This is a genomic window from Streptomyces nitrosporeus (genome assembly GCF_008704555.1).
Lineage (GTDB): Bacteria > Actinomycetota > Actinomycetes > Streptomycetales > Streptomycetaceae > Streptomyces > Streptomyces nitrosporeus.
In genome coordinates, this window is record NZ_CP023702.1 from 4,869,111 (window position 1) to 4,883,035 (window position 13,925).

The following is a 13,925-nucleotide window of genomic DNA, read 5'->3' on the forward strand; positions in this document are numbered from 1 at the left end:
GCGTTTTGCCGCGCACCGGGGCCGCGCCGTCAACCGGCCAGGGCCTCGGGCACTTCGGCGGGCAGTTTCGCCTTCGCGGCGCAGCCGAGTTCCTCCGCCAAGGCGCGGGACACGTCGTTGAGGACGGCCATCCGGTCCTTGCCGCCGGCGTCGGCCTTCATCTTCCCTTTCGATGTGTACATGCTGGCCTTCACATAGCGGGTTCCGCCTTCGCTCCGCTTTGTGGGGCACTCGAAGAAGAGGGAAGCGGCGGTGTCACCCCCCACGGACGCGTACACCCCGAGCGGATAGAGCACCTGGCCGTGGTCCGGGTCCTTCGCTGCCTCCGACGGGTCCGGGTGGCTCTTGCGCGCGGTGAACCCGATCATCATCAGGGGTGTTCCGCTGTCGTCTCCCTCCAGGTACAGGCTGCATTCGTAGTCGGAGTCCGCGGAATCCTCCAGGCGCTTCGCGGCGGTCCCCGGCGACCATCTCCCCGGGTCCTCCAGCTCCGTGTACTTCTCCTGACCACCGATGCGCCGCAGGGCGGCCGCGCCCGCCGCGGACAGCGTTCCGCCGCAGACCTGGGACGCCGGAAGGGCCTCGGGGGCCTTGTCCGTACGGACGTCGTCGCAGGCGGTCAGGCCCATGGCGATCAGCAGCACTCCGGACGCGGCATGAAAGCGTTTCTTCCTCATCGGTTTCCCGTTCTTCGCAGGTGCGCGTGACAGATCGGCACGTGTCCGGCCTCTGGATCAGTCCTTGTACGGCGCGCGCCCGCGGAAGTCGTTCTGAGCTGAACCGGTGCCGAGATAACCGCTCTTGATCTCTTCCACCCAGTTCTGCCGATCTCCCTCTTCCCGCATCTTCGGGTTGGCATCGGCATAGGCGCTGTATGCCTCCCCCAGCTGGTCCAGGCCCGCGTCGTAGAACTTCGCACTGGTCATCTGCGACTTCTCGGTGGCATCCTGTTCGGCGTCGCTGATGCTCTTGTCGACCTCATGCCCGATAAAGGTGTTCACCATGTCGCCGACGGTGTCCGCCGCCATGGGGGCGACCACCAGAGCCGCCGCCGTGGAGCCGGGCAGCGGGATCGCCGCGATGCCACCGCCGACCACCACGCCGGCACCGAGCTTGACCCAGTCCCCAGACCGGCCGAGAGACTTGTTGGCCTCCTCGGCGTCTGCCTTGTACGTGGTCTCCGCCTGTTGCACACGCGAGTGGTCCAGGATGCCCCTGGCCTCGGCCCCGGTGGTGAGAGCGTCGTGCGCCTTGTCGATGTTGGCGTCGCTCGTGGCCGGATAGGCGTCCAGCGCGCTCAGTGTGTACAGGTGCTGTGCCGCTGTGACCACCCCGTGCGAGGTCTCGTTCTGGCCCAGCACACTCAGGAAGTTGACGGCACCGTCGTTACCGAAATTCGCCCGGCCCTGGTACTTCGCGGGGAAGGTGCCGTCGTCCTGCGCGTGGTCCCCGATGCCCGACAGGCTGTAGTCGATGTCGTCGATGTATGCGGCACCCATTTTGCCCAGGCTGTCGGCGAGCTCCGACTGTTCGTGCAGCATCTTGGGCCCGTCCTCGCCCCCGTAGAGGTAGGCCACCTGCTCCATGACACCCGCCGTCGCCGCCGTCCGGTGGTCCCCGCTGCCGGGGATCATCGGGTCTTTGCCCGCCATCGGGTCAGCGTCGTACGCATAGCCGGTCGTCGCTGCTTCCAGGGCGTGACCCAGTGAGTCCTTACCGGCGTTGTTCTTGCCGTCACCGTCGAGGGTGGGGTCGGCGAGCCAGATGCGGTCCTTGGTCAGGTATGTGAGGTGATCGTTCACCTCGCCATCCTTGTCGACGGTGTCTCCCGCGCCCTCGGGCTGGGCGAAGAACTGCGTCGCGGCGTCCGGGTTGTGACCCAGGGCTTCCATGAAACCGGTCATCGGGTCGCGGCCTCGGTCGTCCTTGCCGTAGAAGTTGAGGTCTCCCTGGTTCCAGTTGTTGACCCAGGGGCTCATGTCCTCGACATTGCGTTCCTTGTCGTAGGCGATGAGCTTGTCACCGTAGGCATTGAGGAACTGGTCGTCGTAATCACCGAAGCGCATGAGGTTGCTCATGACGCCGAAGCCCGTCGGGTCGGTGGCGTCGTCGGTGCCCAGCCGGTCGGGACCCAACTTCACCATCTTCGCCTCCCAGTCCTCCATCTTGTCGCTGTCGGAGAGCGTGGCAGTGCCCAGTGCGATACCGAGGTTCTTCTGGAGTAGCTTCGCCTGCTCGAAGAACTTCGGGTCCCGCCCGAAGCCCTGGTACGGATCGGCGACTCCGGCGTAGAACTCGAGAACCTTCTTCGGCCCCACCTGGGTCGCGAACTGTTCAGCGAAGAGCGGGTTGTTCTTGTAGGAAGCCAGCGTGGTGTTGAGCGTATTGAGCTCGGTGAGCGTGACGTCATGCGGGTTCTTCTTCAGGATCTTCGCCGCCTCCTCGGCTTTCGCCACGGCCTCGGCTGCGGAGTCGCGATCCTTGTATTTTGCGCCGGAGAATCCCTGCTTGGCCTGATCCACCAGGAGATTGAGGACTTTTGCCGCTGATGTGTCGCTTTCCGTGGCATTCCTCAGAATGTTCTGGATCTCGTCCCGGAACGAGTCCACGTCCTGCTGGGTGTGCTCCGGCACCGTGGTGCCTTTCGCCGCCCGGTCGGGGTGGATGTTCATGGTGACGGTGAACGACCCCTCGCCCATGTCCCGTACGGTGAGGTTCTTCTGCAAGCCGCGTTCGATGGCGGCGTTGAGCTGGGTGCGATACCCGACGAGTTCACCGCGGGTGTCGGTGAGGATCTTCGTTATGGTATCGGCCTGGGTGTGGGCGTCGGTGAATTCACCGGCTGTCTTGTCCACGAAGGAGCGGGTCACGGTGGCGTTTTCGCCAGCCCAGTTCGCTTTGTCCGATTTCGCCTTCAGGTCGTTCTTGGCGTCGTCCTGGAGGACCTTCAGTTTGGTGACCATCTGACTCCAGTCGGTGATGGCCGAGTCCAGGTCGGAGAAGTTGGCGAAGCGCAGGGAGTCGAGATCCATCAGGAACCGGCCCTCTCGTCGAAGCCCTTGTCGAGCGTGTCGATGCCGCTGATGACCGTGCTGATATAGACCTCGTCGCCGGCGTGGGCGCCCTTGGTGAAGTCGAGATGGTTCGATATGTGGGCACAGGCGTCCAGGAGAGAGCGGACCTGGTCGATCCAGCGCGAAGCGACATGATCGAGTGCCGCTCCCAGTGCGAACGTCTCCGATGTGAGGCCACTGGCGGCCTTCTGGGTGGAGGCCCGGGCGTGGTCGCCGGTCTTCTCGAGGTCCCCGTATAACAGGAACGCGGCGTTGCCGATCTCCGCCAGGTCCTTCTGGTTTACTTTCAGGTCGCCCTGGGGAGGCGGCCCGCCACCCGCTTCGGGCGGCAGCTGATTCAACCGCATCCGAGTCGCACGCCTCTCCGCGGCATCAGACTTCAGCTGCTCCCATTCGTCCCACGCCATCGGCGGTTACCTTCCCCGTAGTCCGCGTATTTCTCGTACGTCTCTCTTGCGATTGGAATACGACATGCCAACTTACCAACTCCTGAAGGTAGTTACCGCAGGAGTGGACCCGGAATCCAATGATCGGCCGTGAAGGGTGTGTGCCGGTGTGCCGGGGCGCGCGTGTGCGGGCGCGAGGTGCGCCGTCGCCGGTTTCGGCGGATGGGGGCGGGGCGGGAGGAAGAACTTTTCGGCGCGGCGCACGGGCGGCTCCCCGCCCGGCGGGCGGGCGGTGTCAAGGCTGCCGGGGACGTCGTCCGACAGGGACGCGCGTAGATGTTCGCTTTCCGGACGGTATCCCGCTGACCGGCGGTTATCGTCCGGCGTCAACACGGAGTTCCGTCGCGGGACCGGATTCTGGACGAGGGCTTCCGCTGAGCGGACTCGCTCGCTAACCTCCCCGAAACATGAACGCCCCGTGGCAATGTGGCCTCGGAGCGCATCCGGTGCCATGGCCAGTCGGGGGCCTCTCGGTGCGTCGCCGCTGGGACCGGCGTCGTCATCTCGCAGAGATCCGCCCCCCTCACCAGAAGAGGGAGAGGGCGTCGTGACCGCAGAGACTTCTCAGACGCTCGACCGGGGACTGCGCGTCCTCAAACTGCTCGCCGATACCGATCACGGCCTGACCGTCACCGAGTTGTCGAACAAACTCGGCGTCAACCGCACGGTGGTCTACCGGCTGCTCGCCACCCTGGAACAGCACGCCCTCGTCCGGCGCGACCTCGGCGGCCGCGCCCGGGTCGGTCTGGGCGTGCTCCGCCTGGGCCGGCAGGTGCACCCGCTCGTCAGGGAGGCGGCGCTGCCTGCCCTGCGTTCACTCGCGGAGGACATAGGGGCCACGGCCCACCTCACCCTGGTCGACGGGGCGGACGCGCTCGCGGTGGCCGTCGTCGAGCCGACCTGGACCGACTACCACGTGGCCTACCGGGCCGGCTTCCGGCACGCGCTGGACCGGGGCGCTGCGGGCCGGGCGATCCTCGCCGCCCGGCAGAAGTCGCTCGCCGGCCACCCGGGATACACCCTCACCCAGGGCGAGTTGGAGGCCGGTGCCTGCGGGGCGGCGGCGCCGCTGGTCGGGGTGTCGGGCGTGGAGGGCAGCGTGGGCGTGGTGATGCTCGCCGACGCCGTACCGGAGCGCGTCGGCCCGCGCGTCCTGGACGCCGCCCGGGAGGTCGCCGACGCCCTGCGCTGACGCGCCCCGCCGCCACTCCCCGGCCCCGGCCGGCCCCGGGGCACGCTCGCCCCGGGGCCGGGGCGAGCGTGCCCCGGGGCGGCGGGGAGGGGGCGTCCGGCCGGACCGTTAGATTGGACGGGTGCTCTCTCGTCTCTCACGCCCCCGTACCCTCGCGCTCTGCGCCCTGCCCGCCCTCGCCCTGTTCGGCACGGCGGCCCTGGCGCCGCTCCCGTACACCCTGGCGCAGCCCGGTACGACCGCGAACGTCCTGGGGGACGACAAGGGGACCCCGGTCATCACGATCAAGGGCGCACCGACCCGCCCCACCGAGGGCAAGCTGCTGATGACCACGATCGTGGCGACCGGCCCGAACGCGGACGTGGGGGTCGCCGACGTCGTCGACAGCTGGTTCCGTACGGACCGGGCGGTCATGCCCCGTGACTCGGTCTACCCCTCCGGGGGCTCCGAGAAGGAGATCGAGGAGCACAACCTCCAGGACATGCGCGACTCGCAGAACGTCGCCGTCGACGCCGCGCTGAACTACCTGGACAGGAAGCCCGGTTCGGTGGACGTCACCCTGCATCTCGCCGACGTCGGCGGTCCGAGTGCCGGGCTCTTCTTCTCGCTCGGCATCATCGACAAGCTGGCCGGTGACGGCTCCGGGGGCGATCTGACCGGCGGGCGCACGGTCGCCGGGACCGGCACCATCGAGGCCGACGGCACGGTCGGCGCCGTCGGCGGGGTGCCCCTCAAGACGCAGGCCGCGCGTCGCGACGGCGCCACGGTCTTCCTGGTGCCGAAGGCCGAGTGCGGCCAGGCGAAGGCCGAACGGCCGGACGGCCTCCGCCTGATCCCCGTCACGACGCTGAAGAGCGCGGTGGACTCGCTGCGCGCCCTGGAGCGGGGCGGGAAGGTCCCGGGCTGCTGACCGGTGCCGCGGGCGCCGTCTCGTCCATGGTGCGCCAGACCGGGAACACCAGCGGGCTCAGTGTGGCCAGCAGGTAGACCCCGCCCATCGCGAGCAGGGCCCCGGTGGCGCCCACACCCTCCACCAGCAGGCCGGCCGCGAGCCCGCCCACCGGCATGGCGAGCTCGCAGCCCGCGGTGAGCGCCCCCGAGACCCGGCTGCGCAGCTCCTCGGGAACCCGTTCATAGGTCAGCGTCGTCAGGATCGGGTTCAGCACGCCCGCCGCCAGTCCGCTCAGCGCCATGGTGAGGGCGAGGGGCGGTGTCGTGTCCGTCAGGGCGGCGACCAGGAACCGGGGCCCCCCGCACAGCACCACGCACACCGTGAACACCGCGCGCCGGGAGAAGCGGTGCCCCACCGCCCCGTAGAGCAGGGCGCCCGCCAGCGCGCCGCCCGCCATCAGCGAGGTGAGCAGGCCCAGCTGGGTGGAACCGCCCAGTTCGGCCTCGGCGTGCACGGGCAGCAGGACCGCGAGCCACCCCTGGTCGGTGCCGTTCATGAAGAGGACCATCACGACCATGGCGAGCAGCAGCCGGTGGCCGAGCACATAGGAGTACCCCTCGCGGAGCTCCGACGCGTACGTCCGCAACGACACCGGCGCAGCCTTGCGCGGCTCCGCCGCCCGCACCCCGCGCACCCCCGCGGCCACCAGCAGCGCCGAGAGCGCGAACGTGCAGGCGTCCAGCAGCAGGACCGTCTCCGCGCCCACGGCGGCGATGAGCACCCCCGCCAGCGCGGCCCCGACCATCCGGGCACCGCGCGACACCGCGTCGTAGAGGCTCGCCGCCCGGGCCAGTGTGGTGCCGGCGTGCTCGGCCAGATCCGGTACGAGGACGTAGCGCGCGGTGTTGCCGGGGGTGTGGGCGAAGCCGTTGAGGGCCATCAGCGCGCACAGCATCCAGAATTCGAGCAGCCCCGCCGCGTGCAGCAGCGGCACCGCCGCGACGGCGGCCCCGCAGACCGCGTCGGAGGCGACGGCGACCCTCCGCCGGCCGATCCGGTCGATGACGGGTCCGCCGGCCAGCGCGGCCGCCACGATGGGCAGGGTCGCGCAGAAGGCGACCACGCCCGCCCGCGCGGCGCTCCCCGTGGTCTCCAGGACGAACCAGGGGACCCCGATCAGGGTGAGTGACGTGCCGGCGGTGGAGACCGAGTTGGCGGCCAGCACGGAGACGAGCGGGATACGGCCCCGCGCCTGCCCGCCCCGCATCAGGCGGCCCGCGCGGCGGGGACCGGTCTGCCCTGGGCGAGCCGCAGGCCGATCTCCACCAGCGCCCAGCCCATCCGTCCGCGCAGACCGGGCGGAGAGGCGAGGGCCCTGGACCTGTCCGCTTCGGCCAGCAGTTCGGCGGAGCGGTAGGTGTGCAGCATGAGGTGTACGTGGTGGTGCACGGGGTGATCCCCTCAGTCGGCCGAGCGCGGGAACATGTGGAAGTGGGTGCGGACCATGGCCGATCCCTCGGTGCCCTCGGGGACCCGCTCGCGGTAGCTCTCCACCAGCGAGTGGACCTCTTCGGCGAGTTCCAGGGCCAGTTCAGGGGTGAGCCGGGTCTTGAAGTCGCTGAGGTCCGACCCGCGCCGCCACGTGTCGGGCCACTCGTGCTGGGTGCCGAGCCAGGTGTTCAGCTCCTGCGCGTGCAGGGAGGCGACCTCGTGCAGCACCACCCCCATGGCGCCCCGCACCTCCGGGTCGGCGTGGTCCGTGAACTCGGTGGTGGACCCGAACACGGTCCCCTCGTGCGCCGCCTTCCACCACCGCTCCCGCCCCTTGCCGCGTGCCGGGTCGTCCTCCACGAAGCCGTACGCGGCGAGCTGCCGCAGGTGGTAACTGGTGGCGCCGCTGGACTCGCCCAGCCGTTCGGCCAGGCCCGAGGCGGTCGCCGGGCCGAACTCCCGCAGGGTGCTCAGCAGCCGGATGCGCAGCGGATGGGCGAGGCCGCGCAGGGTGCGGGCGTTGATCTGGTGGAACTTCCGGTCCGCGGTCGGGGACGTCCGCTCCGGCTCTGGCTCTGTCGTCGGCATGGGAGGACCGTAAGCATGCAAAGGTCTCTTTGCAAGTACTTCTTTGCACAGATCTCTTTGCATAGGCCGGCGCGCACGAACTGGCGCGCACGAACCGCCGCGCACGGACCGGCCCCGTGGTTCTCCTCGCGCGGTTCCCCTCGTGCGGGTCTCGTCGTACGGTTCTCCTCGCACGGGCCCCCGCATGGGCGCGGGCGGGGGAGCGCGGGCTCTCAGCCGCCGTCCCGCGCCGCCTGCTCCACGAGCGGGATGATCCGCAGGGGCACCGGGTTCTCCATCACGATCGCCGTGGACGCCCGGACGATGCCCTCGAAGCCCACGACCAGGTCGATCACCCGTTGCAGATCCGCGTTGGACCGGGCCACCAGTCGGCAGAGCATGTCCCCGTGCCCGGTCGTGGTGTGCAGCTCCAGCACCTCGGGCACGCCCCGCAGGTGCTCCCGTACGTCCGCCCCCTGGCCCTGCTTGATCTCCAGGGTGGCGAAAGCGGTGACCGGATAGCCCAGGGCCGCCGGGTCGACCTCCGGGCCGAAGCCGCGGATGACTCCGTTCGACTGGAGCCGGTCCATCCGCGCCTGCACGGTCCCGCGCGCCACTCCCAGGCGCCGGGACGCCTCCAGTACGCCGATACGGGGCTCACGTGCCAGCAACGCGATGAGCCGGCCGTCCAGATGATCGATCGCCATGATCCGTCTCCCGATGGTCACCCTGTACAGATAGCCAGGCAATGGTGGCCAACCGCTGGTCATGTTGACCAGTGAACGCGCGAACTGTTGCGCACCTTGCGAACCGGCGGGAACCTTCGGACATGACTGAGACTCTGCACACCACGCCCGAGACGTCCCGGCAGGCCGACCCCTTCCCGGTCAAGGGAATGGACGCGGTGGTCTTCGCGGTGGGCAACGCCAAGCAGGCGGCGCACTACTACTCGACCGCCTTCGGCATGAAGCTCGTCGCCTACTCCGGACCGGAGAACGGCAGCCGGGAGACCGCGAGTTACGTCCTGACCAACGGATCGGCCCGCTTCGTCTTCACCTCCGTCATCAAGGCGTCCACCGAGTGGGGCACCTTCCTGGCCGACCACGTCCACGCCCACGGCGACGGCGTGGTCGACCTCGCCATCGAGGTACCGGACGCCCGCGCCGCGTACGCCTACGCCGTCGAGCACGGCGCGAAGGGCGTCACCGAACCGCACGAGGTGAAGGACGAGCACGGCACCGTGGTGCTGGCCGCCATCGCCACGTACGGCAAGACCCGCCACACCCTGGTCGAGCGCGGCGGCTACACCGGCCCGTACCTCCCCGGCTTCGCCGCGGCCGACCCGATCGTCGAGCCGCCGGCCAAGCGCACCTTCCAGGCCGTCGACCACTGCGTCGGCAACGTCGAACTCGGCCGGATGAACGAGTGGGTCGGCTTCTACAACAAGGTCATGGGCTTCACCAACATGAAGGAGTTCGTGGGCGACGACATCGCCACCGAGTACTCCGCCCTGATGTCGAAGGTCGTCGCCGACGGCACGCTGAAGGTGAAGTTCCCGATCAACGAGCCGGCGATCGCGAAGAAGAAGTCGCAGATCGACGAGTACCTGGAGTTCTACGGCGAGGCCGGCGTCCAGCACATCGCGCTCGCCACGAACGACATCGTCGCCTCCGTCCGGACGATGCGCGCGGCCGGTGTGCAGTTCCTGGACACCCCCGACTCCTACTACGACACGCTCGGCGAGTGGGCGGGCGAGACCCGGGTGCCCGTGGAGACGCTGCGCGAACTGAAGATCCTGGTGGACCGTGACGAGGACGGCTACCTGCTCCAGATCTTCACCAAGCCGGTCCAGGACCGTCCGACGGTCTTCTTCGAGATGATCGAACGCCACGGCTCGATGGGCTTCGGCAAGGGCAACTTCAAGGCCCTCTTCGAGGCGATCGAGCGCGAGCAGGAGCGGCGCGGCAACCTGTAACGGCCCGCTCCCGGACGACGGACGGGCCTCGCGGAGGGGCCCGCCCGCCCACGGTGCCAGGCGTCCCCGGCGTCACGTGTCTCCGGCGTCACATGTCCCCGGTGTCATGTGCCCCCGGTGTCACCCGCCCACGACCGACAGGCCCCGGGTCACGGCCCGCAGTCCCCGGTCACAGGACCCCGCGCCGCCGTACCGTCCCCGGTCACGGAGTCGCCGCCCGCGCCGTCGTACCCGGCCCCGGGTCACCCGTCCCGGGCCCGCCCGCCCCGGCACCTGGACCGGCCCCGGCACCACCCGTCCCGGTGCCCGCCGCCCCCGTCCCGCCCGCGCCCTGCCCCTGCGGGGCCGGAGCGGGCGCCGGCCCCGCACCGGCCCCCGGGGGGTTCGGGGCAGGTGACGCGGCCGGGGCGGCCGGAGCGGGTACGGGCGAGGGCGTGGGGGACGGAACGGGCGCCGGAGCGGGCGCCGGCCGCACGTCCGCCGGGCCGCCCGACGCCGGTTCACCCAGGGCCTCCAGGGCCTCCCGGGCGGCCGGACCGCCCAGCGGGGAGAAAACGGGGTTCGTGCGGACGGCCGCCTCCAGGTGCCCGCGGGCCGGCCCCTCCTGCCCGAGCGCGGCCTCGATCACCCCCAGGTGGTAGGCGTACGACGCGTTCCGCGCCCCGCTCTCCACCGCCTTCTCCGCGTACTGCACCCCCTCCTGCGGCCGGCCCGCCCGGTACAGCGCCCAGCCCAGCGTGTCCGCCACCGCCGCACTGCGGCGCAGCGCCGACCACTCGGCCCGCATCAGCTCCACCGCCTCCTCCGGATCGCCGTGGTCGGCCTCGAAGCGGGCCTCGGTCAGCGACTCGTTCACCCCGGCCTTCTCCGCCCGCTCCAGCAGCTCGCGGAGCTGTGTGTACTGTGCGTCCGCGTCGCCGTCCAGGCCCTGCGACTCGTACAACTCGCCCATCGCGAGCACGATTTCGGGGTCCGGCAGCTTCGCGGTCACCCGCCGGTAGTCGGCCAGTGCCTCGTCCGCGCGGTCCAGGGCCGCCAGCGCGCGGGCCCGCCCCGCCCGGGAGACGAGGTGGGCGGGGTCCGTGCGCAGCGCCGCGTCGAACTGGGCCAGCGCCTCGGCCGGTTCACCCCGCTCGAAGGCCAGGTCGCCCAGCCGGTGCAGCGCCACGGCCTTCTCGGCGGGGGTCTTCGCGCGGTCCGCGGCCTCCTGGGCGGTGGCGAGGGCGTCCTCGCGCCAGCCCCGGGCGCGGTACATCTCCGAGGTCCGGCCCAGGGCGGGGACGCCCTTGCGCAGCGTCCCGAACTTCTGGGTGGCCTTCCCGGCGGCCGCGTACTCGCCCAGCCCGTTGTACGCGTCGATCAGGACCGGGTAGGCGGTCCAGTCCGCGGGCCGCCGCGCCCGCACCGTCTCGCCCCACTTCTTCGCCGCCGGGTAGTCGTGGCGCGCGTTGGCCAGCGCGCCCAGCGCCACCCACGCCCGTGTGTTGCCGCGCTCGCCCGGCTGGGCGGCCAGTGAACGCTGGATCGCCTGCTCGGCGCGTGTGAAGTACACCGTGTCGGCGGACCGCCTGCCCCACTCCACGTACGCCGAACCGAGCGCCGCCCAGGCCGGGGCGTCGGACGGGTGTGTCTCCACCCACTTCCTCCGGTCGCCGATCAGGGCGGTGAGGTCGGACAGCGCCGCCGTGGAGCCCGCCGCCGCGGCCATCTCGGCCCGGGCCACCGGCCCGGGGGCCGGCGGCGCGGCACGCTCCGGTTCGTCCGGTACGGCGACCAGCGCACCGGTCACCAGCACGGCACCGGCCACGGCGCCGACGGCCGCCCGGCGCAGGGTGGTGCGCATCGGCGCGGGGTGGGGTGACAGGGCCGTCGCGCCCACGGGCGGCAGGGAGGAGAGGGAGGGCTCCGGATTCTGCTGCGGCTTGGCATCCATGGCCATCACTCTGCGTCAGTGTGAAGATCACATCGGTCTGCGGGGGAGGGTCACACAGGCGGGTTCACACCATTGGCCCCGGGTGGCACGCTGGCGCCATGGACGCACTCGTGGAACAGCTGCTCTCGGGCCTCCCGGCCGAAGCCCTGATCGTGGACCCGGACGTCACCGCCTCCTACGCCCACGACATGGCGGGCTTCTGCGAGGCCGGGGCCCCGGCCGTCGTGGTGCTGCCGCGTACGGTCGAGGAGGTCCAGCACGTCATGCGGACCGCCACCGCCCTACGGGTGCCCGTGGTGCCGCAGGGCGCGCGGACCGGCCTGTCGGGCGCGGCCAACGCCGTCGACGGATGCATCGTGCTCTCCCTGGTGAAGATGGACCGGATCCTGGAGATCAGCCCGGTCGACCGCGTCGCCGTCGTCGAGCCGGGGGTCGTCAACGCCGCCTTGTCCCGGGCCGTCGACGAGCACGGGCTGTACTACCCGCCGGACCCCTCCAGCTGGGAGACGTGCACCATCGGCGGCAACATCGGCACCGCGTCCGGCGGGCTGTGCTGCGTGAAGTACGGCGTCACCGCCGAGTACGTGCTCGGACTGGAGGTCGTGCTGGCGGACGGGCGGCTGCTGAGGACCGGGCGCCGCACCGCCAAGGGCGTCGCGGGATACGACCTCACCCGGCTCTTCGTCGGCTCCGAGGGCACTCTCGGCATCGTCGTCAAGGCCGTGCTGGCCCTGCGCCCCCGGCCGCCCCGGCAACTGGTCCTGGCCGCCGAGTTCCCCTCCGCGGCCACCGCCTGCGACGCGGTCTGCCGGATCATGGAACGCGGCCACACCCCGTCACTCCTCGAACTGATGGACCGCACCACCGTCCGGGCGGTCAACAGGATGACCTCCATGGGCCTCCCCGAGTCCACCGAGGCCCTGCTGCTCTGCGCCTTCGACACCCCCGGTGCCGCGGCCGACCTCGCCGCCGTCGGGGAGCTGTGCACCGAGGCCGGGGCGAGCGGGGTCGTGCCCGCGGACGACGCGGCCGAGTCCGAACTCCTGCTCCAGGCGCGCCGGATGTCCCTCCCCGCGCTGGAGACCGTCAGGCCGGCCACCATGATCGACGACGTGTGCGTGCCCCGTTCCGCGCTCGGCGCGATGCTGGAGGGCACCGCCACGATCGCCGAGAGGTCCGGTCTGACCATCGGTGTCTGCGCCCACGCCGGTGACGGCAACACCCACCCCGTCGTCTGCTTCGACCCCGAGGACCCCGACGAGTCCCGGCGGGCCCGCGCCTCCTTCGACGAGATCATGGCACTCGGCCTGGAACTCGGCGGCACCATCACCGGTGAACACGGCGTCGGCGTACTCAAGAAGGAGTGGCTGGCCCGCGAACTGGGCGAGGTGGGGCTGGAGATGCAGCGCGGCGTCAAGGCGGCCTTCGACCCGCTGGGGCTCCTCAACCCCGGCAAGCTCTTCTGAACGGCCGCCGCCCGCCGCGTACTCCGGTCGCGCCCCACTCAGGCGTCGCCGTCCTGGTTCTCGTCGGACGACCACGGGTCGCCCAGCCACAGGTCGTCGGCCGGCAGGGGGGTGAGCAGCTCGGCGAGCGCGCCGTCCAGCCCCAGCAGCGCGCTCTCCGTGCCGGGCGGCACCACCCGCAGCGTGCGCTCCGTCCAGGCGGCGACGGCGGTCGACGGCATCTCCAGCAGGGCGTCGCCGTCCGGTGAGGTGAGCGCGACACAGATGACCTGGCGGTTCCCGGTCCTGGTCGGCCAGATCCGTACGTCCCCGTGCCCGCACGGCCGGAAGACCCCCTCCACCAGCAGTTCCCGGGCGAACGTCCAGTGCACGGGCGTGTCCGAACCGATGTGGAAGGTGATGTGGACGGCGTAGGGGTCGGCGGAGAGGTAGGAGAGCCGGGCCGGTACGGGGACCGAGCGTTCGGGTGACAGGACCAGCTTCACTTCCAGCTCACGTTCCACGACGTTGTTCATGAGAGTGCACGACCTTCCGGTACTCGTAGGAACCGGTCCCCTGACCGGTCCGCACAAGGGGAGAGCGCCCTCCCCGCCCGCCATGACGCGACTTCCCAGAAAAACTTCACCGGACCCTGAAAGTGGTCCAAACGGCAGGACCGGCCCGGACGTGCGCGGACGTCTGATAAATGTGGACCCTTAGGGTTACCCCGAGATCCCCGGCGGGCGCACGACGACAGCCACGGCACCTCGCGGCATTGCCGTAACGTCCGCATACATCCAGTATGCGAACACCCCTCCGCCTTGCGGCGCATCGCGTCCGGCGCCGCACGCCGATCCGCCGCGGATCACGGGACAACCCTTTGGATCGGGGCCGACCGGCACGACGGAAC

Annotated in this window: 13 protein-coding genes; 4 read left to right on the forward strand and 9 right to left on the reverse strand. The window is 70.7% G+C overall.

Features of this window, described 5'->3' with window-relative positions; all coding sequences use genetic code 11:
• Window positions 1–29 precede the first annotated feature (29 nt).
• The 3 genes from CP967_RS21545 to CP967_RS21555 are packed head-to-tail and all read right to left on the reverse strand — an operon-like array spanning window position 30 to window position 3,481.
• On the reverse strand, window positions 30–677 hold the full coding sequence (locus CP967_RS21545; protein WP_150489537.1) for a hypothetical protein: 648 nt from the start codon (window positions 675–677) through the stop codon (window positions 30–32).
• Window positions 678–734: 57 nt separating this feature from the next.
• On the reverse strand, window positions 735–3,032 hold the full coding sequence (locus tag CP967_RS21550) for a DUF6571 family protein (RefSeq protein WP_150489538.1): 2,298 nt from the start codon (window positions 3,030–3,032) through the stop codon (window positions 735–737).
• Window positions 3,032–3,481 (reverse strand): hypothetical protein, encoded by a 450-nt coding sequence (locus tag CP967_RS21555; RefSeq protein ID WP_150489539.1) that lies wholly within the window; start codon window positions 3,479–3,481, stop codon window positions 3,032–3,034. The genes CP967_RS21550 and CP967_RS21555 overlap by 1 nt, the downstream gene beginning before the upstream one ends.
• A gap of 586 nt (window positions 3,482–4,067) precedes the next feature.
• Between CP967_RS21555 and CP967_RS21560 the strand changes: the two genes are divergently transcribed.
• Window positions 4,068–4,712: an IclR family transcriptional regulator gene (locus CP967_RS21560; RefSeq protein WP_150489540.1), complete on the forward strand. Its 645-nt coding sequence runs from the start codon at window positions 4,068–4,070 to the stop codon at window positions 4,710–4,712.
• A gap of 121 nt (window positions 4,713–4,833) precedes the next feature.
• On the forward strand, window positions 4,834–5,622 hold the full coding sequence (locus CP967_RS21565) for a S16 family serine protease (RefSeq protein ID WP_150489541.1): 789 nt from the start codon (window positions 4,834–4,836) through the stop codon (window positions 5,620–5,622).
• Here CP967_RS21565 and CP967_RS21570 read toward each other — a convergent pair.
• From CP967_RS21570 to CP967_RS21585, 4 genes are all read right to left on the reverse strand, one after another.
• A complete protein-coding gene (locus CP967_RS21570; protein WP_150489542.1) occupies window positions 5,552–6,871 on the reverse strand; it encodes an MFS transporter in 1,320 nt (439 codons plus the stop codon). The two genes, CP967_RS21565 and CP967_RS21570, sit on opposite strands and share 71 nt — an antisense overlap.
• On the reverse strand, window positions 6,871–7,053 hold the full coding sequence (locus CP967_RS21575; protein WP_150489543.1) for a hypothetical protein: 183 nt from the start codon (window positions 7,051–7,053) through the stop codon (window positions 6,871–6,873). Before CP967_RS21575 ends, CP967_RS21570 begins: the two co-directional genes overlap by 1 nt.
• Window positions 7,054–7,065: 12 nt before the next feature.
• On the reverse strand, window positions 7,066–7,683 hold the full coding sequence (locus tag CP967_RS21580; protein WP_150489544.1) for an ArsR/SmtB family transcription factor: 618 nt from the start codon (window positions 7,681–7,683) through the stop codon (window positions 7,066–7,068).
• 212 nt (window positions 7,684–7,895) lie between these two features.
• A complete protein-coding gene (locus tag CP967_RS21585; RefSeq protein WP_190175075.1) occupies window positions 7,896–8,369 on the reverse strand; it encodes an Lrp/AsnC family transcriptional regulator in 474 nt (157 codons plus the stop codon).
• 122 nt (window positions 8,370–8,491) lie between these two features.
• On the opposite strand from CP967_RS21585, the gene hppD reads away from it, so the two are divergent.
• Window positions 8,492–9,637, forward strand: a complete 1,146-nt coding sequence (gene hppD, locus CP967_RS21590; protein WP_150489545.1) for a 4-hydroxyphenylpyruvate dioxygenase — start codon at window positions 8,492–8,494, stop codon at window positions 9,635–9,637.
• A 202-nt stretch (window positions 9,638–9,839) separates the two neighbouring features.
• Here the strand turns inward: hppD and CP967_RS21595 are convergent, their stop codons facing one another.
• On the reverse strand, window positions 9,840–11,570 hold the full coding sequence (locus CP967_RS21595; protein ID WP_150489546.1) for a tetratricopeptide repeat protein: 1,731 nt from the start codon (window positions 11,568–11,570) through the stop codon (window positions 9,840–9,842).
• 98 nt (window positions 11,571–11,668) lie between these two features.
• Between CP967_RS21595 and CP967_RS21600 the strand changes: the two genes are divergently transcribed.
• Window positions 11,669–13,036, forward strand: coding sequence for an FAD-binding oxidoreductase (locus CP967_RS21600; protein ID WP_150489547.1), 1,368 nt, complete (start codon window positions 11,669–11,671; stop codon window positions 13,034–13,036).
• A 38-nt stretch (window positions 13,037–13,074) separates the two neighbouring features.
• On the opposite strand, the gene CP967_RS21605 is transcribed toward CP967_RS21600, so the two are convergent.
• On the reverse strand, window positions 13,075–13,551 hold the full coding sequence (locus CP967_RS21605) for an SsgA family sporulation/cell division regulator (RefSeq protein WP_150489548.1): 477 nt from the start codon (window positions 13,549–13,551) through the stop codon (window positions 13,075–13,077).
• Between the last annotated feature and the right edge of the window lie 374 nt (window positions 13,552–13,925).